This window comes from Cellulophaga sp. 20_2_10, assembly GCF_023476645.1.
Taxonomy (GTDB): domain Bacteria; phylum Bacteroidota; class Bacteroidia; order Flavobacteriales; family Flavobacteriaceae; genus Cellulophaga.
The window spans coordinates 122,938-142,548 of the sequence record NZ_JAMCOJ010000005.1 but is presented as its reverse complement, the minus strand read 5'-3'; the positions used below and the strand labels follow the sequence as shown (position 1 = coordinate 142,548).

At 33.5% G+C, this 19,611-nt stretch carries 22 protein-coding genes; 9 read left to right on the top strand and 13 right to left on the bottom strand.

Annotated features, from left to right (window positions below):
* The first annotated feature begins 7 nt into the window (after window positions 1–7).
* From M4I21_RS11390 to M4I21_RS11380, 3 genes are all read left to right on the top strand, one after another.
* Entirely contained in the window at window positions 8–658 is a 651-nt protein-coding gene (locus M4I21_RS11390) for a DUF2490 domain-containing protein (protein WP_249559288.1), read from the top strand.
* A gap of 150 nt (window positions 659–808) precedes the next feature.
* Window positions 809–1,258, top strand: coding sequence for a 6-pyruvoyl trahydropterin synthase family protein (locus tag M4I21_RS11385; protein WP_249559287.1), 450 nt, complete (start codon window positions 809–811; stop codon window positions 1,256–1,258).
* A gap of 33 nt (window positions 1,259–1,291) precedes the next feature.
* Window positions 1,292–2,059, top strand: coding sequence for a UDP-2,3-diacylglucosamine diphosphatase (locus M4I21_RS11380; protein ID WP_249559286.1), 768 nt, complete (start codon window positions 1,292–1,294; stop codon window positions 2,057–2,059).
* Here the strand turns inward: M4I21_RS11380 and M4I21_RS11375 are convergent.
* The 5 genes from M4I21_RS11375 to M4I21_RS11355 all read right to left on the bottom strand — a co-directional run bounded on the left by M4I21_RS11375 (window position 2,056) and on the right by M4I21_RS11355 (window position 6,404).
* The gene (locus tag M4I21_RS11375) at window positions 2,056–3,177 is read right to left on the bottom strand and encodes an OmpA family protein (protein WP_249559285.1); all 1,122 of its coding nucleotides are present in this window, start codon (window positions 3,175–3,177) and stop codon (window positions 2,056–2,058) included. The two genes, M4I21_RS11380 and M4I21_RS11375, sit on opposite strands and share 4 nt — an antisense overlap.
* A gap of 114 nt (window positions 3,178–3,291) precedes the next feature.
* The gene (locus M4I21_RS11370) at window positions 3,292–4,551 is read right to left on the bottom strand and encodes an MFS transporter (RefSeq protein WP_249559284.1); all 1,260 of its coding nucleotides are present in this window, start codon (window positions 4,549–4,551) and stop codon (window positions 3,292–3,294) included.
* Window positions 4,552–4,604: 53 nt separating this feature from the next.
* Window positions 4,605–4,961 carry a hypothetical protein gene (locus M4I21_RS11365; protein WP_249559283.1) on the bottom strand — a complete coding sequence of 119 codons (357 nt, stop codon included), beginning with the start codon at window positions 4,959–4,961 and terminating at the stop codon, window positions 4,605–4,607.
* Between the two features lie 11 nt (window positions 4,962–4,972).
* Window positions 4,973–5,497 carry an FMN-binding protein gene (locus M4I21_RS11360; RefSeq protein ID WP_249559282.1) on the bottom strand — a complete coding sequence of 175 codons (525 nt, stop codon included), beginning with the start codon at window positions 5,495–5,497 and terminating at the stop codon, window positions 4,973–4,975.
* The gene (locus M4I21_RS11355; RefSeq protein WP_249559281.1) at window positions 5,481–6,404 is read right to left on the bottom strand and encodes a DUF6607 family protein; all 924 of its coding nucleotides are present in this window, start codon (window positions 6,402–6,404) and stop codon (window positions 5,481–5,483) included. The genes M4I21_RS11360 and M4I21_RS11355 overlap by 17 nt, the downstream gene beginning before the upstream one ends.
* Window positions 6,405–6,506: 102 nt before the next feature.
* Between M4I21_RS11355 and M4I21_RS11350 the strand changes: the two genes are divergently transcribed.
* Window positions 6,507–8,639, top strand: coding sequence for a TonB-dependent receptor plug domain-containing protein (locus M4I21_RS11350; protein ID WP_249559280.1), 2,133 nt, complete (start codon window positions 6,507–6,509; stop codon window positions 8,637–8,639).
* Between the two features lie 10 nt (window positions 8,640–8,649).
* Window positions 8,650–9,735 (top strand): HmuY family protein, encoded by a 1,086-nt coding sequence (locus M4I21_RS11345; protein WP_249559279.1) that lies wholly within the window; start codon window positions 8,650–8,652, stop codon window positions 9,733–9,735.
* 100 nt (window positions 9,736–9,835) lie between these two features.
* Here the strand turns inward: M4I21_RS11345 and recJ are convergent, their stop codons facing one another.
* A complete protein-coding gene (recJ, locus tag M4I21_RS11340) occupies window positions 9,836–11,524 on the bottom strand; it encodes a single-stranded-DNA-specific exonuclease RecJ (protein WP_249559278.1) in 1,689 nt (562 codons plus the stop codon).
* 98 nt (window positions 11,525–11,622) lie between these two features.
* Entirely contained in the window at window positions 11,623–12,051 is a 429-nt protein-coding gene (locus M4I21_RS11335; RefSeq protein ID WP_072303925.1) for an OsmC family protein, read from the bottom strand.
* Window positions 12,052–12,104: 53 nt separating this feature from the next.
* Here M4I21_RS11335 and M4I21_RS11330 point away from each other — a divergent pair, with 53 nt between their 5' ends.
* Complete coding sequence (locus M4I21_RS11330; protein WP_100896805.1) at window positions 12,105–12,707, top strand: carboxymuconolactone decarboxylase family protein; 603 nt, start codon at window positions 12,105–12,107, stop codon at window positions 12,705–12,707.
* 66 nt (window positions 12,708–12,773) lie between these two features.
* Here the strand turns inward: M4I21_RS11330 and M4I21_RS11325 are convergent, their stop codons facing one another.
* The 6 genes from M4I21_RS11325 to M4I21_RS11300 form a co-directional block, all read right to left on the bottom strand.
* On the bottom strand, window positions 12,774–13,325 hold the full coding sequence (locus M4I21_RS11325) for a hypothetical protein (protein ID WP_249559277.1): 552 nt from the start codon (window positions 13,323–13,325) through the stop codon (window positions 12,774–12,776).
* Window positions 13,326–13,327: 2 nt separating this feature from the next.
* Window positions 13,328–13,672 carry a HopJ type III effector protein gene (locus M4I21_RS11320; protein WP_249559276.1) on the bottom strand — a complete coding sequence of 115 codons (345 nt, stop codon included), beginning with the start codon at window positions 13,670–13,672 and terminating at the stop codon, window positions 13,328–13,330.
* 70 nt (window positions 13,673–13,742) lie between these two features.
* Complete coding sequence (locus M4I21_RS11315; RefSeq protein ID WP_249559275.1) at window positions 13,743–15,497, bottom strand: M28 family peptidase; 1,755 nt, start codon at window positions 15,495–15,497, stop codon at window positions 13,743–13,745.
* A 28-nt stretch (window positions 15,498–15,525) separates the two neighbouring features.
* Entirely contained in the window at window positions 15,526–16,197 is a 672-nt protein-coding gene (gene rsmI, locus M4I21_RS11310; protein ID WP_249559274.1) for a 16S rRNA (cytidine(1402)-2'-O)-methyltransferase, read from the bottom strand.
* A 12-nt stretch (window positions 16,198–16,209) separates the two neighbouring features.
* On the bottom strand, window positions 16,210–16,566 hold the full coding sequence (locus M4I21_RS11305) for a DoxX family protein (RefSeq protein ID WP_249559273.1): 357 nt from the start codon (window positions 16,564–16,566) through the stop codon (window positions 16,210–16,212).
* Window positions 16,567–16,575: 9 nt separating this feature from the next.
* On the bottom strand, window positions 16,576–17,259 hold the full coding sequence (locus M4I21_RS11300) for a DUF8457 domain-containing protein (protein WP_249559272.1): 684 nt from the start codon (window positions 17,257–17,259) through the stop codon (window positions 16,576–16,578).
* A 103-nt stretch (window positions 17,260–17,362) separates the two neighbouring features.
* On the opposite strand from M4I21_RS11300, the gene M4I21_RS11295 reads away from it, so the two are divergent.
* The 3 genes from M4I21_RS11295 to mscL all read left to right on the top strand — a co-directional run bounded on the left by M4I21_RS11295 (window position 17,363) and on the right by mscL (window position 19,575).
* Complete coding sequence (locus M4I21_RS11295; protein WP_249559271.1) at window positions 17,363–18,007, top strand: thymidine kinase; 645 nt, start codon at window positions 17,363–17,365, stop codon at window positions 18,005–18,007.
* Window positions 18,000–19,106, top strand: coding sequence for an alanine racemase (alr, locus tag M4I21_RS11290; protein WP_249559270.1), 1,107 nt, complete (start codon window positions 18,000–18,002; stop codon window positions 19,104–19,106). Before M4I21_RS11295 ends, alr begins: the two co-directional genes overlap by 8 nt.
* A 64-nt stretch (window positions 19,107–19,170) precedes the next feature.
* The gene (gene mscL, locus M4I21_RS11285; protein ID WP_249559269.1) at window positions 19,171–19,575 is read left to right on the top strand and encodes a large conductance mechanosensitive channel protein MscL; all 405 of its coding nucleotides are present in this window, start codon (window positions 19,171–19,173) and stop codon (window positions 19,573–19,575) included.
* Window positions 19,576–19,611 lie beyond the last annotated feature (36 nt).

The following is a 19,611-nucleotide window of genomic DNA, read 5'->3' as shown; positions in this document are numbered from 1 at the left end:
AATACTAATGGTAGCATTAACCTTTGGGTTAATGCTGCCTAATTTGGTAAGAAGTCAGGATAGCGATTTTGGAAATTGGTTAATTTATATTGGGAACAAGAAAATAGACCAAAAATGGAATATTCATAACGAAGTACAATACAGAAATTATGATGCTATTGGTGATTTAGAGCAGTTGTTACTAAGAACCGGTTTAGGGTATACTTTTAATGAGGGTAAAAATAATGTATTGCTTGGTTATGGCTATATTTTATCTAAAAACTATATAGGAGACACCGATGATAAAGAGTCTGTAAATGAACACAGAATTTACCAGCAATTTACATCTAAACAAAGTATAGGAAGTGTTTCTTTAAATCATAGATATAGATTTGAGCAGCGTTTTGTAGAAAGCGATTTTAAAATGAGATTTCGTTATTTCTTAGGGTTAAATGTTCCCTTGTATGCTAAAGATGCAGCTAAAAAAAGTTATTACATTTCTGCTTATAACGAGATTTTCTTAAATACAGAAACTTCAATATTCGATAGAAATAGGTTGTATGGTGGTCTTGGTTACCATATAAATAAAAACATAAGAATAGAAGCTGGTTATATGAACCAGTTTTTTGAGACCACTAGTCGTGATCAATTTAACATAGTTACTTACGTAAACTTCTAAGAGTAAAGCACAAGATCTCTATCACAAGGTAAGTTAGATATAACAAAAGATATGGTTTTAGTCTTTTTTAGCTCTGATAGAGATTTTATCTATTGTTAAATAAAAACATCTGCCTTAAAATAATACCTTTGCAGTGCAAAAAAATAAGGTATGAGTAATATTAGAATAACAAAGCAGTTTAGTTTTGAAACCGGTCACGCATTATATGGCTATGATGGTAAATGTAGAAATGTACATGGACATAGTTATAAATTATCTGTTACCGTAATTGGTTCTCCTATTACAGATACTACCAACGTTAAATTAGGTATGGTCATTGATTTTAGCGATCTTAAAAAGATAGTTAAAGAAGAAATTGTAGATATATACGACCACGCTACTGTTTTTAACAAAAATACACCACACGTAGAGTTAGCGCACGAGTTAACACAAAGAGGGCATAGTGTAATATTAGCAGATTACCAGCCCACTAGTGAGAATATGGTGATAGATTTTGCGGCTAAAATTAAAGCAAGATTGCCAAAGAATATTAATCTACACTCGTTAAGACTGCAAGAAACAGATTCTTCTTTTGCAGAATGGTATGCATTAGACAACTAATTAAAATTATCTGTTTACGTATCTTTACAGGCAATGAAAAAAATTACAGTTCCAAAAGGCAAAAAAGTATACTTTGCAAGCGATAACCACTTGGGTGCGCCAACTATGGCAGAAAGCAAACCTAGAGAAAAAAAGTTTGTTGCTTGGTTAGACGAAATTAAAGAAGATGCTGCTGCAATTTTTTTGTTAGGAGATTTATTCGATTTTTGGTTCGAGTATAAAACTGTGGTTCCTAAAGGGTTTACAAGAACCTTAGGTAAGCTAGCAGAGCTTACAGATGCTGGCATACCGGTGTATTATTTTGTAGGTAATCATGATCTTTGGATGGATGGTTATTTTGAAGAAGAATTAAACATACCAGTATACCATACACCACAACAATTTTTATTTAATAATACGTCATTTTTTATAGGCCACGGAGATGGTTTAGGCCCACACGATAAAGGGTATAAAAGAATGAAAAAAGTATTTACAAATCCTGTTTCTAAGTGGTTTTATAGGTGGTTGCATCCAGATATTGGAGTATCATTAGCACAATATTTTTCTGTAAAAAATAAAGCAATTTCAGGTGATGATGATGTAAAGTTTTTAGGCGAAGACAAAGAGTGGTTGGTGCAATATGCAAAACGCAAATTAGAAACCAAACATTACGATTATTTTGTTTTTGGGCACCGTCATTTGCCAATGACCATAGACCTAAACGGAAAATCTACCTACATTAACCTTGGCGACTGGATTGGCTATTATACCTACGGAGTTTTTAACGGAGAACAATTAAGTTTAGAAAAACTAGAAAATTAATTTTCTAGCATCTTAAACTCTACCCTTCTATTTTCCATACGACCTTCTTCTGTAGTGTTATCTGCAACAGGTTTGCTGCTGCCGTATCCTATCCATTTTACACGGTTTTCATCAATTCCGCTATCAATTAAATAGCTAGCCACAGCTTTAGCACGTTGGTTACTAAGTTCCAAGTTTCGTTCTTTAGAGCCAACAGCATCAGTATGTCCGTAAATTTCTATAGTAAGCTTGCTATTATTGCGTAAAATTGTAGTTAATACATTTATTTCTTCTTCAGAAGCAGTTAGTAAATCAGCCTTATTAAACTCAAATAAAACATTTTTAAACGTATACACTTTATTGCGCTCTATTTTTGGCGTAGCATCTGCTTTTTGTGGAACAGTTTCGGCATATAAAGGAGGTAATTCTCGGTCTTTAGCTTCAACACTAACATCATCTATGTAGTAGTAAGAAAAGTCTTTTTCATTGCTATTAGAAATCTTTAACGTTTGGGTTCTAGCGTTGCTAGCAAAATTGCCAATGGTAAAATTAGTTTCGTATCCTTTAGCGGTAAAAGGAATGTAAACCTGCATCCAAATTTGTTTGCTTTTATATAAAATAGGGTCTACTTGTTGGTAGTGATCGTAAATTAAACCATTAATTTTAGATAATGTTTTACGAGTAACTAGTGTTTTGTTGCTATTTAGTATGGCAGAACCGGCAACAGGTTTATTTGTAAATAAGATGCTAAAATCTTCAATAGCTAAGGTTGCATGGTCTGCTAAACTAACATAAAAGGTAACAATATATTTTTTATCCTTTTCAAGAGGTTCCTCTAAGGTTCCCTGTATATATTCTCTATAATCTTTGTTAGAGTAAGTAAAAATGCCAGCGTAAGCAAAACCGCTACGGGCTATTTGTTTTCCATTATGGTTAAGAAAACCAACAGTTCTGCTGCAAGAGTTTAGGTAATCTGTTGTGCCTTGTAAAATAGACCAATTGGTTACGTTGTCTTTAAATTTACCAATATCTTCTGGGCAAATTTTAAAGTCTTCAAAACTAGAATTTTTTACTAAATTTTGCGAGTTACCATGGGTAATAGCAAGTAGTAATAAACATATAGAAAATAATGGTTTCATCTATTATATAGGTTGATAACTGCCTCTTTACCAATTTTGTGAATAAATTGCCAGTTTAGATCCTATATCAAACGTAAACATATGTAGTTTTATTTTGTTTAATGAGCAGAATATTTACGCTTCCTTTTCGTGCTCCTCTATATCTTTTGTAAGATCTAATTTTCTAAAACTAGGAGAAAATAGTGCCGTAGCGCCAACGGTAAGTAACGTCATTGTACCGCCAAAAACCACGGCCGTTACAGCGCCCATTAATTTAGCTGTTAGTCCACTTTCAAAAGCGCCAAGCTCGTTAGACGAGCCAACAAACATGGAGTTTACAGAGGCTACCCTACCCCGCATATGATCTGGTGTTTTTAATTGTAAAATAGTTTGTCTAATAATCATAGACACACCATCTACAGCACCACTAAAAAACAAGGCGGCTACGGACACCCAAAAATAGGTAGATAGTCCAAATACTATAATACAAACACCAAAGGCAAATATGGCAATCAATAATTTTTTACCTGCAAATTTGTGTAACGGAAAACGGGTAGATGTTAACATCATTAATGCGGCACCAACAGCAGGTGCAGCTCTTAAAACGCCAAAACCTTCGGATCCTACATGTAATATATCTTGAGCAAAAATAGGTAATAAGGCAACCGCGCCACCAAAAAGTACGGCAATCATATCTAAAGTTAACGCACCTAGAACTGCTTTAGTTTTAAAAACAAAGTCTAAACCTTCTTTTAAACTTTTAAAAATAGGCTCGCCAATTTTAGGATTAAGAATTGGTTTTTTAGGAATTTGCAATAAAGTAACTAACGCAAATAATGAAAATCCAAAAATTACGCACATAGACCAGTGAACACCAATCCAACTTATAAAAAAACCAGCTAAAGCAGGTCCTAGTACAGACGCCATTTGCCATGTTGTACTACTCCAAGTGGCAGCGTTTGGGTATATTTTTTTAGGCACAATTAAGGCAATTAAAGAAAATATAGTTGGACCTAAAAAAGCTCTTACCAAGCCACCTAAAAAAACCAAAAAGTAAGTAATGTATAAAATTGTTGTTGTGGGTGTTTTTGTTACCACAGATGGCAAGCTAATAACAAACAAGCCAAAACTAATTACAGAGAAACCTATAATGCATTTAATTAAAAGGTTTCTTTTCTCTTTTTGGTCTACTATGTGTCCGGCAAACAACGCCATAGAAACTGCTGGTATTACTTCCATAAGTCCAATAATTCCTAAAGAAAGTGGATCTTTAGTTAAAGAGTATACTTGCCATTCTATTACAATAAATTGCATAGACCAAGCAAATACCATAGCAAATCTAACCAGTAAAAAAGTATTAAACTCTTTGTAACGTAATGCTGCGTACGGATCCATTTTTATTTATTTGATGCAACAAAAGTATTATAAAAAATACAAAGCAGAGTGTATTAATTGTTACATATATCACTCAAAAAATCACCTATGTTTAATTGAAAAATAGTACCTTCTATCAAGTCATTTATGGCTGTTAATTCATTAACACTAACAGCTAAACTAACTTGTGGTACCGGGGTTTCTAAAAGTAGTGCTCTGCAAGAGCTCTTTTTAGAACAACACGTGCATGCAGCGCTAGAACTCATTGTGTTTTGTATGTGTTCTGCAAAACGCAATAATTCCTTTTGGGTAAGTAAAAAACCAGTATCTCTAAATACCACTTGTATTTTGCTACGGTAATTTTTTGTTTCTTTTTTCCAATGAAAGGCAATTCCAAAATCATTATAATATATAGCGTCTATGTCTCTCATAATTGTATAGATTAAAGAAGTTTTTTGTTATTTAATTTCTGAATAGTTTCTAGCACATCTTTAACTGCTATGGTCATACTTTTTGCAGAAATAGTTGCGCCAGAAATGGCATCTACATTTTCGCCATACACGGGTTTTTTAGTTGCAGATAAACCAATAAATTGTTTTAGCCAACGTTGCGCACCTATTTGTCTGCCGTGATCTTCTCTGTATATTAAAACTTTTGCTTTTTTAACACTGAAGTCTTTGTTTACAAATACAACATAATCAAATACTCTTTTCATACTGTTTGCTTGCCCAACATAGGCGTAACCAAGTAGTTCTTCACCTGTTTTAATTTTAAAAACATAATCTTTAGGCGGAATCTCATCACTAGAGATTCCGCTTAAACTAAAAGATTCTGTACCATAAGCAAAGCTTATTGCTGCATCTACTTTTTTTTGTAGTTTTTCTGGCAATTGGGGGGAATTAAAAGCCAGTAACAAAAATGTAAATGCTGTTATAAATAGTAGGGTTCTTTTATTTTTTAGATGCATTTTCTGTTGTTTTAGTTGATGCAAATTTTTGTATTAAAGCAAGGATTTCTTTTTCACTAGCATTTTTCTTTTCTAACTCGTAAAAATGCATAAACAGAGGTTTTTTATCAACAGATTTAACCAATTCTATTTCGCTATTTTTTGTGTATACTTTGTCCCAAGCAGATCTTACTTTTGCCCAAAATTTGTTATTGTTTTTCCACCAATCTTTTGCAGCCTTACATTGCTCATCTGGTACTCTAACGTACGTATTGTATCCTTTTTCTTGAGCTAAAAGCACATCTTCCTTGCCTGTTTCTCTTATAATTTTATCATTGTCTTGCTCGTGTAACCAACCATAATTTGTAATTTCTTGGCGGTTACCTCTTGCCATAACATTGTAGTCGCTTCTTTTAGAGTACTCTCTTCTTGGTAAGGGGGAATCAGATTTGTTTTCCCAGTAATTTTTACCATCTGCGTGTATCCAAGTTGCAGTACCAGAATATCTAGGGCTATCATCTACTTGGTATACCAATTGTGTCCATTGTCCTTTTACAGCGTCTTTAGGTAAATCTGTAAACACCCATTTGTTGTCTTTGTCGTAGTGAAAAACACGATTGTTCTCATACAACCAATCTTGTCTCCAATGCTTAATTACCATAGTATCTTTAATTACTAGTAAATGTTGAATAGATAGTTTATTGTTTTCATCTTCAATTAATTCTGCCCATTCTAAAGCGCCAGAGGTGTAATCCAAGTGTTTTTCATAATCAATTTCTGGAGCAAAAGTCTCTGTGTATTTGAAATTCACTTTAAAACAACCACACATATCTTTAATAGATTTTTTGTCTAATTGTTTCTTGTCTTGTGCAATTCCTTGCAAGCTAAAGCCGACTAATGCTAGGGCTAAAAAAAGTACTTTTTTCATAATTGTGTAATTGTATGTAACGTCTGTTTTGTTCTGACAAAAATATTAAATTTATTTAGATTGAATAAAAATAACTTATATATTTGTCAAAAATTATTAGGAATGATTCTAAATAAACAACATTTATCTATTTGTTTTATGCTTTTTTTATCTGCTTCGGCATTTTCTCAAGAGTTAAAAAAGGATTCAATAAAATTGAATAAGTTAGAAGAAGTAGTTGTTACCGGGCAGTATAATCCACAATCAATAAAAAAATCTGTTCATAATGTTATTGTTATAAACAGAGAGCAAATAGAAAACCAGGCAGCCAACAATTTGGCAGATGTGTTAAACTTTAATTTAAATCTAACTGTAGTTCCAAATGGGCAGACAGGAAAATCTACAATTTCCTTTTTTGGTTTGGATGCACAATATTTTAATATTTTGGTTGATAACATCCCACTGGTAAGTGATAGCGGACTAGGGAATAATATAGATTTAACCCAAATAAATCTTGATGACGTAGAACGTATTGAAATTGTAGAGGGAGCAATGGGAGTGGAATATGGTGCTAATGCTGTTTCTGGGGTTATTAATATTATCACCAAAAAATCTAGTGATAGTGATTGGAGCGTACAAGCAATTTTACAAGAAGAAACAATTAGTGATGAGTATGCTTGGTTTAACAAAGGCAAGCATATACAAGGATTAAATATTGGTCATAATATAAATGATAATTGGTACACTAGGGTGGGTGTAAATAGAAACCAGTTTTCGGGTTTTTATAATGGCAAACAAGGAGAAAATTATTATAAGAATGATGGTTTAAGAGGGTTTGATTGGTTGCCTAAGACACAAATAAATACAAATGCATTATTAAATTATACTAAAAATAACTTTACACTTTTTTATAAGTTTGATTGCTTAAATGAAGTTGTTAATTACTATGATGCGGCTGTTAGGGCTAATATAGATACACAATCACAAACTAGTAATCCATCTGCTACTGACAGGATTTTTACAACCAATAGATTTGTTAACAATTTAAGTATAAACGGAAGCTTAAATTCTGGTGCAAATTACAAAGCTTCCGTTTCTTATCAAGAGCAAAAGCGCCGCTTAAACGAGTTTAATAATTTTATAATTACCGACCAGAGAAGTAATGAAACTGATGAGGTGTACCAATCTAGCAGTGTGTTTTTCTCTAAAGGAAGTATTAACAACTTAATTAAAAGCGATTTTTATAATTTTCAATTAGGTTATGAGGCTCGTTTTATTAAAGGTTTTGATACACAGGCTTCTGGTGATGTTACAGCACAAGATAAAGAACAGTCTCAAAGTAATTATGCACTATTTGGTTCTTCAGAAGTTACTATTTCTGATAAAATTATTTTACGACCAGGTTTACGTTATGAGTATAACTCAACTTTTAATTCTAAACTTTTAGGCTCTTTAAGTGCACGATACCTTATGAAAAATGGGTTTGAGTTAAGAGCAAACCTAGGGAACTCCTACCGCACACCAAATTTTGAAGAATTGTACTATTATCTTGTAGATAGTAATCATGATGTTAGAGGTAATGAAAAACTAAAACCTGAAAGTGGTTTTACCTCTTTTTTAAATTTAAAAAAACGTAGTTGGATCAAAGATGTATCGCTTTTAAATACTATAAAGGTTACTTACATAGATGTAAAAGATAAAATTGATTTAGCCATTGTAAACCAAACACCCTTACAGTACCAATATATAAATGTTAATGAGTATAAATTATGGGGTGTAACATCAGAAAATAGTTTAAAAACAGACAATTGGACGTTTAATATAGGTGCTACACTACAAGGTATATCGCAAGTTGCTAATGATGAAGTTAACTCAGAAGATAAATTCCTTTATTCATTTCAATTAAATACAAGTAGTACCTATCAAATAAAAAAATGGAATACAGCAGTAACCCTACTTTTAAAACATACCGGGGAACAACAAAACTATAGCGCTACAGGAACTGATGCTAGCGGAAATCCTACGTTTTCTAAAACAACTACTGGCGCTTATAATTGGTTAGATGCCTCTTTAAAAAAATCTTTTTTAGATAAATCCTTTCAAGTGACCCTTGGAGCCAGAAACTTACTAGATGTCACAACTGTAGATGTTATTAGGCCCACAAGTGGAGGTGTGCACTCTTCTTCTGGCAATGGTATTTTACTTGGTTACGGACGATCTTATTACTTAAAACTATTATATAACCTTAAATTTTAAAATTACAATTATGTTAAACAAATTTTTAACTATTACTCTATGCGCTACAGTTTTTGCTTTTACTAGCTGTAGTAAAGATGACGAGCCTGGCGAAGCTATTAAAGTTGTTATAGAAGGAGCGTCTATAGCTCCAAATGTTGGAGGGCCTAACGAGCCAAACCAAGTGTATATAGATTTAAGTGCCAATACATCTTCAGTAGTACAAAGAGATACTTGGGATTTAGGCTTTTTCTCTGGTGAAAATTTTAGAGTAGCGCTAAATGGATCAATATATATGGCAACAGCTAAGCTTTCTGTAACAGATATTGATGCTATAAACTCAACTTCACAAGAAATTCAAGATTTACAACCACAGGTAGCTATTGGTACTTTTGATCCTGCAAACTCAGAATTTGTTGATGCCCCAGATGGTAGCATTTTAGAAACAGCTATAGGTGAGGTTTCTACCACGGACGCGAATAATTTTGTATACCTAGTAAACTTAGGTTTTAAAGTTGGTACAGAAGTTCCTAGTACAGGAAGTGTTGCTGTTAGTGGAGATTCTAGAGGTTGGATAAAAATTAGAATTCTAAGAAATGGTGATAATTATGTTTTACAATATGCAAACTTAGAAGATACAACACATAAAGAAGTAACCATTTCTAAAGATGGCGACTATAATTTTACATTTTTTAGTTTTGATACAGAGACAGAAGTTACTGTTGAACCTAAAAAGGAGAATTGGGATTTAAATTTTACTGTTTTCACTAATGAGATAGAGGGGTATGGTTCTTACGGGTATTCTGATTTTGTGGTTAATAACACTAAAGCTAATTCTAAAGTATATATGATAGATACAGAAGTTGAAACGGATTTTAGTTACGACAATTTTGCATTAGAAAATGTTGACATTTCTAAATTCACTAATGATCAAAGAGGTATTGGAAGCAGTTGGAGAAATGGTGGCGGCCCCGGTGCATTACCTTCTTTAAAAGATAATGTTTTTTATGTGATGTCTGATACTGACGGAAACCGTTATAAAATTAAGTTTTTAGCGCTAACAAATGCAGACGGTGAACGTGGGCATCCAGAGTTTGTGTATTCATTATTAAAATAAAAAGCTAATAATTATTTACCTCTATAAAAGAGGTGATACTAAAGTTAAGTTTTGAGTTAGTTTTTTTTTGAAAAGTCCAAGCATTTATGTTTGGGCTTTTTTATCTAATATCTCTAAGTTTTAACTGTAGGCTTACATTTCCTTTCCATTCGTTTTCATCTAAAGAAAAGACAGCGCTAAATGGTTTTTTGTTTTGTACTAAAGGCAATTTATTGCCTAAATTAAAGCCTATAGCACCAATTGGGCTAGAGCCATTTTGTACAGCAGCTAATTTTAAATGGGCATCTTCTTGTCCTACTCCCTTTGCATAACCTGTGTCCTGTAAATTTTCGGTCATAAAAATAGGCGACATATTTCCTGGACCAAAAGGTTCCATTTGCTTAATAATTCGCATTAATTTTGGACTTATTTCATTAAAATTAAGCTTTGCATCTATAGTAATTTCTGGAGTTAAAAGGTTAGGATCTATAGTTTCTGAAACTACTTTTTCAAACGCTGTTTTAAATCCATCATATTGTGCTTCAGATAATGTTAAACCAGCAGCATATTTATGGCCTCCAAATTGTTCTATATGTTCTGCACAAGCTTCAAGTGCATTGTATACATCAAATCCTTTTACAGAACGTGCAGAGGCTGCTAGTTTTTCTCCACTTTTAGTAAAAACCAAAGTTGGTCTGTAATACGTTTCAATTAGTCTAGATGCTACAATTCCTATAACGCCCTTGTGCCACGTTTCTCTGTAGACAACAGATGTAAAGCCCTCTTCTTCTTTGTTATCTGTAATTTGGATTAAAGCTTCTTTGGTAATTTCTTGGTCTAACTCTCGCCTGTCCGAATTGTATTGCTCAATAGCCGCAGCAAATTCTTCGGCTTGTTCTATATTGGTTTCTGTAAGTAAGTTTACAGCGTGTAAACCGTGAACCATACGGCCTGCAGCATTTATACGAGGCGCAATTACAAAAACAACATCTGTAATAGTTAGTACATCTTTTTTAATCTGATTTATAATTGCCTTAAAACCAGCTCTAGGGTAACTATTTATAACTTGTAAGCCAAAATAAGCAAGCACTCTGTTTTCTCCTGTAATTGGTACAATGTCTGCGCCAATTGCAGTAGCAACCAAATCTAAATACGGAACTAAATCTTCTATGCTTTGTCCTCTTCTAGAACCCAAGGCTTGTATCAATTTAAAACCAACACCACAACCGCAAAGCTCATCATACGGGTAATTGCAATCCGCTCTTTTGGCATCTAAAACAGCAACAGCATTTGGTAATGTAGCACCAGGCCTGTGGTGATCACAAATTATAAAATCTACACCTTTTTCTTTTGCATAAGCTACTTTGTCAACCGCTTTTACACCACAATCTAATGCAATAATTAGACTAATATCATTGTCGTCTGCATAGTCAATACCAGCATAAGAAACGCCGTAACCTTCTTTATATCTATCCGGAATATAGGTAGTGACATTAGGGTAATAACTTTGCAAATAAGACGATACTAACGCTACTGAAGTTGTGCCATCTACATCATAATCGCCAAAAACCATTATGTTTTCTTCATTAGCAATAGCTTGTTCTATGCGTGCAATAGCTAGATCCATATCTTTTAATAAATACGGATCGTGTAAATCTGATAGTTGTGGTCTAAAGTATTTTTTAGCCTCTTCAAAAGTTGTTATACCGCGCTGTAATAACAGTTTAGCCACAATTTTATCAACCTGTAATGCATTTTGTAGTTCGGCTACTTTTGCAGCATCAGGTTTAGGTTTTATGGTCCAGCGCATGTAATTTTTTTATAGTTAAGAGTTAAGAGTTAAGAGTCAAGATAAAAGATTCAAGAATTTTAAACTTGAACTTGAGTTTATAATTTTCAACAGCTAATTTAGGCGTGATGAAAAATTGTCTTGATATCTAATGTTGCAAAACGTCTAAACATTTCCATAACACCACAATATTTTTCAACTGATAAATCTACAGCGCGTTGTAATTTTTTTTCATCTAAATTACTACCGTGAAAATGGTATTCTATAGTAACAGCATCGTAGTACTTAGGGTGCTCGTCTGTTAAATTTGCTATCGTCTCAATAGTAAACTCATCAACCTCTAACTTCATTTTTTTCATTAAAGAAGCCACATCTAAACCAGAGCAACCAGCCAAACCAGAAAGCATAAGCGCTTTAGGTCTGTAGCCTTGTCCGTCACCACCATCTTCCTTGGCAATATCTATAGTTAAGTTGTTCCCAGATGGGTTGTTACTTTCAAAAGCCATGTTGCCCAACCATTTGGTTGTAATATGATTTGTTGTACTCATAATTTTTTTCGTTTCTTGTAGATTCAAAAATACAACTAAATATAAAAACAACTATGGCTTTAGTAAAACCGTTAGACCCTAATCACGATTCTGAGACAAAAGAATTAGCAGAATTTTTTAATGAAACCTTAGGCTTTTGTCCTAATTCTGTTTTAACAATGCAACATAGACCAGCTATATCAAAAGCTTTTATAAATTTAAACAAAGCTGTAATGGCTAATGAGGGCAATGTAACATCTGCCTTAAAGCGCATGATTGCCTGGGTTAGTAGTAACGCTACAGGTTGTAGATACTGCCAAGCGCACGCCATTAGAGCTGCAGAACGTTATGGAGCAGAACAAGAACAGTTAGATAATATTTGGGAGTACAGAACGCACGCTGCTTTTTCTGATGCAGAGCGTGCGGCACTAGATTTTTCTTTAGCAGCATCACAAGTGCCAAACGCTGTAAATGCAGAAATTAAAGAGAATTTATATAAATACTGGAATGAAGGTGAAATTGTAGAAATGCTTGGAGTTATTTCTTTATTTGGATATTTAAATAGATGGAACGATTCTATGGGAACTTCTATAGAAGAAGGTGCTGTAGAAAGCGGAAATCAATATTTAGGTAAACACGGTTGGGAAGAAGGCAAGCACAACGGAAGCGCGTATTAAAAGCAACTCGTATACTATTTACAAGCCCTGCCATTTGGTAGGGTTTTGTTGTTTTAGGTTGATGTTTTATCCGTTTATAATAGTAAGTTCACCATCATTAGGAATGGCATATTCCTCACAAGAATTTTTAATTTCGTTGTAGCGTTTAGGGGTAACGTCTAACCAGAAATCATCACCAAAAAGATTAAAAAAGTATCTGTTATCAACGTGTTTTTGATACATACTTTCTATCTTATAATTGTTTTCTGTAGTGGTTGTGTTTGTAACAGAATCTGTAACAGTTATAGGGTAGCTATTTTTATTTATGTAGTGTATATAAGTAGTGTCTTTACAGATTAAAATGTTTTTAGGTTCTCCGCTACCAAAATTCCAGTTAACATCTGGTTCGTGTAGTAAAACATTGTATTTGTAAGTGTGTGTAGTGCCGTAATTTGTGCCCGTTAATATGCCTATAGATGTTTCGTCTTTATTGGTTTTTAAAACAGTTAACCGCATACCGTTAGGCAACACCAAACTTTTTTCGGAGCTACTTTCTTCTGTATTACTTTTACAACTAAATATAGTTGTACTTAAAGCAAGTAAGCAGATATAGGTTACTATTTTAAAATTGAATTTCATCTTTATTTTTCCTTTAAGGCGTCAGCACTAAAAGCTAAGCCCTTAAAACCAGTCTGCATAAAATTTCTAATGTTTAGATGACCATTTCCGTTAGGATCCTGCAGTACATCTTCTCTGTAATAAGTTCCAAAACAAGCCAGAGTTTCTTCTTTAGATAACTCTTGTTTTAATGCAAAGGCAAACAATTTACAAGAGCCAGAGTTTTCACCTTCTTTATTATCTAAACTACCATTTTTAAAAGCAGTTGGTGTAAAGGTGTAATTGTCTTCTATAACCTGCATTGTATCTGTAAAAGCAATAGCGGTTGGATTATTTTGTAGTTTTTCTTTAAATTGATCTAAAGTCATTTGGTAAAAGTATAATTGTTTTTTAATGTGTTTATCCCGTTTTACAGTGAAAAAATAAGATGGTAAGCTCTTACTTTTTTAACTCAGCAATGCACTGTTCGGCAGTTTGCTTTATTGTTGCTTTGGCTTTAGAAATAGTAGCATTTATGGTTGATGCATTGATAACCATATCTAAAGTTGAATTAATAGCCTTAGCATACCAATCTTGCCAAGCATTTATAATTTCAATTTGTGTTTCTAGTTTTTCTCCTTTTGCCAGTGCTATTTTCCCTTGTTTTAATTCTTCTTGTAAACGAGAAATTGCTGCTTTTTCAATATCTAAAATAATAGTTTTTGCTGTGTTTTCATCAGCATTTAAAAGTTTGTAAGCACTAATTAAAGCTGCTGTACCAACATTTTTAAGCGTAGTTTTAGAAACCTTATCTAGTCTATCGTTATCTGTATGGTAAAATTGGTCTGTAAAATGCCAAAATAATACACCAGGAATATCTGCATCTAAAAATGGAGTATGATCACTACCACCTTCATACGGGTTTGAGTTTACTTCCCAGTTGGTACGTTTACCTTGTTCTTTAAATGTTTTTAGTACAAAATCGTTTAAATAATGTGGTTTCATTTGTTTTAGAGATAAAACACTACCACCCCATTCTGTATGCTTGTCATTTCCTCTTGTCCAAATTGCGCTAGGATCGGGCATTTTTTCAATTAAAAAAGAACCACCAGTAATAGCGGTATTTTCGCCAACCATATCTAGACTAATTCCCCATTTTATGTTTTTAGCTCTTATTTTGTCTTCTTGTACATACCTTCTTGTAGAAACAATTTCATCTCCCCATAAAAATGTCAATGTTCTTTTTGGGTTTAATTTACCCTCTTTAATAAGTTTAGCTGTTATGGTTGCCATTTCTAAAGCCACGCCAACTCCTGTGGCATTATCATTAGCGCCAGGTTCTTGTACGTGTGCACTATAAACTAATCTTTGTTCTGGGTTAACAGCTCCTTTTATGTCTGCAACCAATGTTAGTTCTGTAGATGGGTAAATGTTAGTTTTAATGTTTGCGGTAACAATTACTTTTTCTTTTTGTAATCTCTTTTTTAGTTTTTCTTTGGCAGCATAAGATAATGCTATTGCCCAACCTTTAACATCTTTGTTTTGTGGAATAGACCTAAACTGTATGGATGTTGTATTTTTTTCTGGTTGTAAATAATCTGGGTTATTGTAAGATAATATTCCTGCTGCGCCACCTTTTACAATAGCGGTATTAAAAACTCTAGCCGGACTAGTTTCTACAAAAACTATTTTACCTTTTACGTCAGTATCTTTTAGTTTAGAAACATCATCAATATAAATAACCTCTGCGGTTACACCTTGTTCTGGTGTGCTGTAAGAGTTTAAAGCAATCATATTACTATTGGTGCTGTTCTGCAACAAAGGTAAATCGTCACCTTTTATAGTTAGTGTAGCATCTATAGATTCCCAAGTAGGATTTTCTAGAGGTCTTTCTTCTATTCTATATGTTAAAATTGTGTTTTCATCAGCTTTTTCTTGAAGTACATAACCTGCTTTTTCTAAACTTTTAGCAATTTTATGTATGCTAGCATTAAAACCAGTATTACCAACTACCCGCCAATATTTTTCTACAAAAGCAGTAGTGCTGTATGCCAATTCTCCCGTAAATTCTGTAGTAATTATTTCTGTATAATCTGTATCTGCTAAATTGTTTTCTACTGTATTCTGCCCTGTTAGTACAGTGGTATTAGTTGATTTTGTTTTACAAGAGACTATGGCAACTAGAATTAATACTGATGCAATTTTTTTATACATAGAACAACTAATTTAGAAAATGAAAACACTATTTTTTACCACCAACAATAATCACTATTTCACCTTTAGGAGGTTTAGCTGTGTAATGCTCTAAAACCTCTTGTGCTGTGCCACGTATTGTTTCTTCAAACATTTTAGTAAGTTCTCTAGAAACTGAAATAGCTCTGTCTGCGCCAAAATACTCTACAAAGTGTCCTAAGGTTTTTATAAGTTTATGTGGCGACTCATAAAAAATAATAGTTCTAGTTTCTTCGGCAAGCAGCGTTAAACGTGTTTGTCTACCTTTTTTAACTGGTAAAAAGCCTTCAAAGATAAACTTATCGTTAGGTAGTCCACTATTTACTAATGCGGGTACAAAAGCTGTGGCACCTGGCAGGCAGTCTACCTCTAAATTATTTTCTACACAAGCGCGAGTTAATAAAAAGCCAGGGTCAGAAATGGCAGGTGTTCCAGCATCGGATATTAACGCTATATTTTCACCTGCTTGTATACGTTTAACTATGCCGTCTACTGTTTTATGCTCGTTGTGCATATGGTGACTATGCATTTGTGTGCTTATCTCGTAATGGTGTAATAATTTTCCACTGGTGCGCGTGTCTTCAGCTAAAATTAAATCTACCTCTTTTAAAACTCTTATTGCTCTAAAAGTAATGTCTTCTAAGTTTCCTATTGGTGTTGGTACCAAATATAGTTTTCCCATTATAAAAAATAATTAAGGTCTTTGGTTTTTACCAAAGTAGTATGATACTGCAGCGCCTATAAAAGCAATAGCAGCAAAAAGATAACCGCCATTGTCTGTTATGTAATGTGCAGCAAAAGCCATCGTTGTGTTTAAGAAAAAGCCAAAGTAAGCCCATTCTTTAAGTGTTTTAGAAAAATTGAGCCAAATGGCTAAAAGACCTAAAATTTTTGCAATTGCTAGGGGGTATACTAAATACGTAGGGTATCCTAAATGCGTAAAATACCCAGAGATTGCCGAGTAGTTAAAAAAATAATTGTAGATAGAGAAGCACATAATTGCCGTAAGTGCAATTGTGCCAACCCAGTAAAGTATTTTAGTAATGTTCATTAGAAAGTTTTATGCAAATTTACGTTCAATAATTGCCATAAAACGCTCTTCGTACTCTTCTTTTCCTAACCAATTGCTATAATCTGGTTTTACCATATTTACAATAAAAGCAACAGAACGTTCTTCTGTATCTATAGTGCTTAATTGCGATAATACTCTTTGGTAATCCTCATTGCTATCATTAAACAAATGTTTTACAAACGCTAACCTGTCGTTAAGACCAATTTTAATCTCAGTGGCAGCAACACTATTTGCTACCTTTTCTGTTGCAGTTTTTGTTTTAACCTCGGATTCTGGCATAAAAAGCTCAAGATCGTTTTTTGCATACTCTGGTTTAGTTGCAAATTCGTTAAGCATATCATCTGTAGCTTTAGGGTCTTCCATCTCTGGCATCATACCCATAATAGTATCTATACCTGGGGTCATAATATCTTCTTGGTGCGGATTGCTTTCTGGTACAGAAGTGTTTTCATAAATAACGGCATTCGCCAATTTTTCAAACTTTTCTGCAATAATATTTTTGGTAACATCTATCTCAACATCGTGTAACTTCTCTTCAATAAATTTTAACACGGCTAATTTTTCATATAATGATTTAGCAGTTTCATACAAACTAGAAACGTTATCTAATTCATTGGAAGTTAGTATGTCCGTAGACATTTTCATTATTTCTTGTTTTAATTTTTCCTTCATCTTCCTAATATTTTAAAACCTTATCTGGTGAAAATTTTCAATAATTTTAATCGATCTACTAAATAAGAACGAAAAACGCTTTATTTTCGTCTAAAAATACAAAATGTTTCTTGAAAATACGGTGAACCCCAAAGAACAATTTGGCTGGATAGAGGTTATTTGCGGATCTATGTTCTCTGGTAAGACAGAAGAATTAATTAGAAGGCTTAAGCGTGCGCAGTTTGCCAAGCAAAAAGTCGAAATTTTTAAGCCTATTGTAGATACACGCTACCACGAAGAAATGGTAGTATCTCATGATGCCAACGAAATTAGGTCTACGCCTGTACCAGCTGCTGCAAATATTAGATTATTAGCAGATGGTTGTGATGTTGTAGGTATAGATGAAGCTCAGTTTTTTGATGACGAAATTGTTACGGTTTGTAATGACTTAGCCAACAAGGGAATTCGTGTTTTAGTAGCTGGGTTAGATATGGATTTTAAAGGAAACCCATTTGGTCCAATGCCTGCACTAATGGCTACAGCCGAGTATGTTACTAAAGTGCATGCAATTTGTACACGTACCGGAAACTTAGCAAACTATAGCTTTAGAAAATCTAATAACGATAATTTAGTAATGCTTGGTGAGACGGAAGAGTATGAGCCATTAAGTAGAGCAGCTTATTACAAAGCGATGCTTAAAGAAAAGGTAAAAACTATAGATGTAGACGTAGAGCAAGTAAAAGACCCAAAAAAAGATAGTAATGCCTAAGGCAACACAAACAGTTTTAGAAATTAATTTAAATTTTCTAGAGCAAAATTACAAATACCTAAAATCTAAATTAGCACCAAACACAATGTTTTTGGCTGTGGTTAAAGCATTTGCCTACGGCAGTGACCAAGTGCAAATTGCTAAAAAAATAACAGAATTAGGAGCAGATTATTTAGCAGTTGCCTATACCAGCGAAGGTGTTGCTATACGTAAAGCAGGTATTAAAACACCTATTTTAGTGTTGCACCCGCAAGAGGTAAATTTTGAAGAAATTGTAGTCTACAATTTAGAACCAAGTATTTATTCAGATCGAGTTTTAGATCAGTTTATAGCATATGTATCATCCATAGAAAAAGAAAATTACCCAATACACTTAAAATTTAATACGGGTTTAAATAGGTTGGGGTTTTTAGAGGGCGATATAGATCAAATTGTAAAAAAAATAAAAGAAACAACAAGTATAAAAGTAGCCTCTGCTTTTTCTCATTTAGCAGCATCAGAAGATATTAGTGAAAAGGAGTTTACAGAACAACAAATACAGTACTTTAAAAGTATAAGTAAAACGTTAGATAATTTGTTAGGCTATTCACCTATAAAACACATGTGTAATACATCTGGGATATTAAATTATCCAGACGCACACTTTAATATGGTACGTAGCGGTATTGGTTTGTATGGTTTTGGTAACGACCCTAAGTACGATGTATACTTAAAACCAATAGCAAGTCTAAAAACGGTAATTTCTCAATTGCACACCTTAGAGCCAAACGAAAGTGTGGGTTATAATATGGCATACAAAGCCACCCATAAAATGGTAACAGCCACCTTGCCTTTAGGTCACGCAGATGGTATTTACAGAATTTATGGTAACCAAAAAGGCTTTGTATTTATTAATGGTAAAAAAGCACCAATAGTTGGCAATACCTGTATGGATATGATTATGGTAGACGCAACCAATATAGACTGTAAAGAAGGTGATGAGGTTATAGTTTTTAATGAAGAGCACACTGCAGACGCACTAGCTACAGCAGCAGGTACAATCTCTTATGAATTGGTTACAGGAATATCTCAACGTGTTAACAGAATTTTTATTTTTTAAGAAAATTTTAAGAAACTTTATTTTTTAGTATCTTGCAGGTATTAACTAAATAAATACACTAAACATGTTAAAAGAATTTAAGAATTTTATTATGACCGGTAATGTAATTGATTTTGCAGTTGCGGTTATTATGGCTACGGCTTTAGGCGGAGTTATTACTGGTTTTGTAAACAACATTGCAATGCCATTTGTAGGTTACTTTGCAGGAGGTATGAACTTTGAAGACCTTCACGTAGCAATGGACGGTAAAGAATATGCAACTTTAGCAGCAGCTAAAGAAGCAGGTGGTGCTGTAATTGCTTACGGTGCTTGGATTAATACAATTATTAACTTATTAATAGTAGGTTTTGTAATGTTCTTAATCGTAAGAGCTTACAACAAAACAAAAACTCCTCCGGCTCCAGCTGCACCAGCAGGACCAACACAAGAAGAGTTATTAGCGCAAATTAGAGATTTACTAAAAAAGTAATTCCCTAATAACTATATAAAGCCGCCAAGCTCACCA

What these genes read in the sequence shown, in the direction of transcription:
- M4I21_RS11390 (WP_249559288.1), top strand. Translation starts at nt 8, where the DNA reads ATGGTAGCATTAACCTTTGGGTTAATGCTGCCTAATTTGGTAAGAAGT.
- M4I21_RS11385 (WP_249559287.1), top strand. Translation starts at nt 809, where the DNA reads ATGAGTAATATTAGAATAACAAAGCAGTTTAGTTTTGAAACCGGTCAC.
- M4I21_RS11380 (WP_249559286.1), top strand. Translation starts at nt 1,292, where the DNA reads ATGAAAAAAATTACAGTTCCAAAAGGCAAAAAAGTATACTTTGCAAGC.
- M4I21_RS11375 (WP_249559285.1), bottom strand. Translation starts at nt 3,177, where the DNA reads ATGAAACCATTATTTTCTATATGTTTATTACTACTTGCTATTACCCAT.
- M4I21_RS11370 (WP_249559284.1), bottom strand. Translation starts at nt 4,551, where the DNA reads ATGGATCCGTACGCAGCATTACGTTACAAAGAGTTTAATACTTTTTTA.
- M4I21_RS11365 (WP_249559283.1), bottom strand. Translation starts at nt 4,961, where the DNA reads ATGAGAGACATAGACGCTATATATTATAATGATTTTGGAATTGCCTTT.
- M4I21_RS11360 (WP_249559282.1), bottom strand. Translation starts at nt 5,497, where the DNA reads ATGCATCTAAAAAATAAAAGAACCCTACTATTTATAACAGCATTTACA.
- M4I21_RS11355 (WP_249559281.1), bottom strand. Translation starts at nt 6,404, where the DNA reads ATGAAAAAAGTACTTTTTTTAGCCCTAGCATTAGTCGGCTTTAGCTTG.
- M4I21_RS11350 (WP_249559280.1), top strand. Translation starts at nt 6,507, where the DNA reads ATGATTCTAAATAAACAACATTTATCTATTTGTTTTATGCTTTTTTTA.
- M4I21_RS11345 (WP_249559279.1), top strand. Translation starts at nt 8,650, where the DNA reads ATGTTAAACAAATTTTTAACTATTACTCTATGCGCTACAGTTTTTGCT.
- recJ (WP_249559278.1), bottom strand. Translation starts at nt 11,524, where the DNA reads ATGCGCTGGACCATAAAACCTAAACCTGATGCTGCAAAAGTAGCCGAA.
- M4I21_RS11335 (WP_072303925.1), bottom strand. Translation starts at nt 12,051, where the DNA reads ATGAGTACAACAAATCATATTACAACCAAATGGTTGGGCAACATGGCT.
- M4I21_RS11330 (WP_100896805.1), top strand. Translation starts at nt 12,105, where the DNA reads ATGGCTTTAGTAAAACCGTTAGACCCTAATCACGATTCTGAGACAAAA.
- M4I21_RS11325 (WP_249559277.1), bottom strand. Translation starts at nt 13,325, where the DNA reads ATGAAATTCAATTTTAAAATAGTAACCTATATCTGCTTACTTGCTTTA.
- M4I21_RS11320 (WP_249559276.1), bottom strand. Translation starts at nt 13,672, where the DNA reads ATGACTTTAGATCAATTTAAAGAAAAACTACAAAATAATCCAACCGCT.
- M4I21_RS11315 (WP_249559275.1), bottom strand. Translation starts at nt 15,497, where the DNA reads ATGTATAAAAAAATTGCATCAGTATTAATTCTAGTTGCCATAGTCTCT.
- rsmI (WP_249559274.1), bottom strand. Translation starts at nt 16,197, where the DNA reads ATGGGAAAACTATATTTGGTACCAACACCAATAGGAAACTTAGAAGAC.
- M4I21_RS11305 (WP_249559273.1), bottom strand. Translation starts at nt 16,566, where the DNA reads ATGAACATTACTAAAATACTTTACTGGGTTGGCACAATTGCACTTACG.
- M4I21_RS11300 (WP_249559272.1), bottom strand. Translation starts at nt 17,259, where the DNA reads ATGAAGGAAAAATTAAAACAAGAAATAATGAAAATGTCTACGGACATA.
- M4I21_RS11295 (WP_249559271.1), top strand. Translation starts at nt 17,363, where the DNA reads ATGTTTCTTGAAAATACGGTGAACCCCAAAGAACAATTTGGCTGGATA.
- alr (WP_249559270.1), top strand. Translation starts at nt 18,000, where the DNA reads ATGCCTAAGGCAACACAAACAGTTTTAGAAATTAATTTAAATTTTCTA.
- mscL (WP_249559269.1), top strand. Translation starts at nt 19,171, where the DNA reads ATGTTAAAAGAATTTAAGAATTTTATTATGACCGGTAATGTAATTGAT.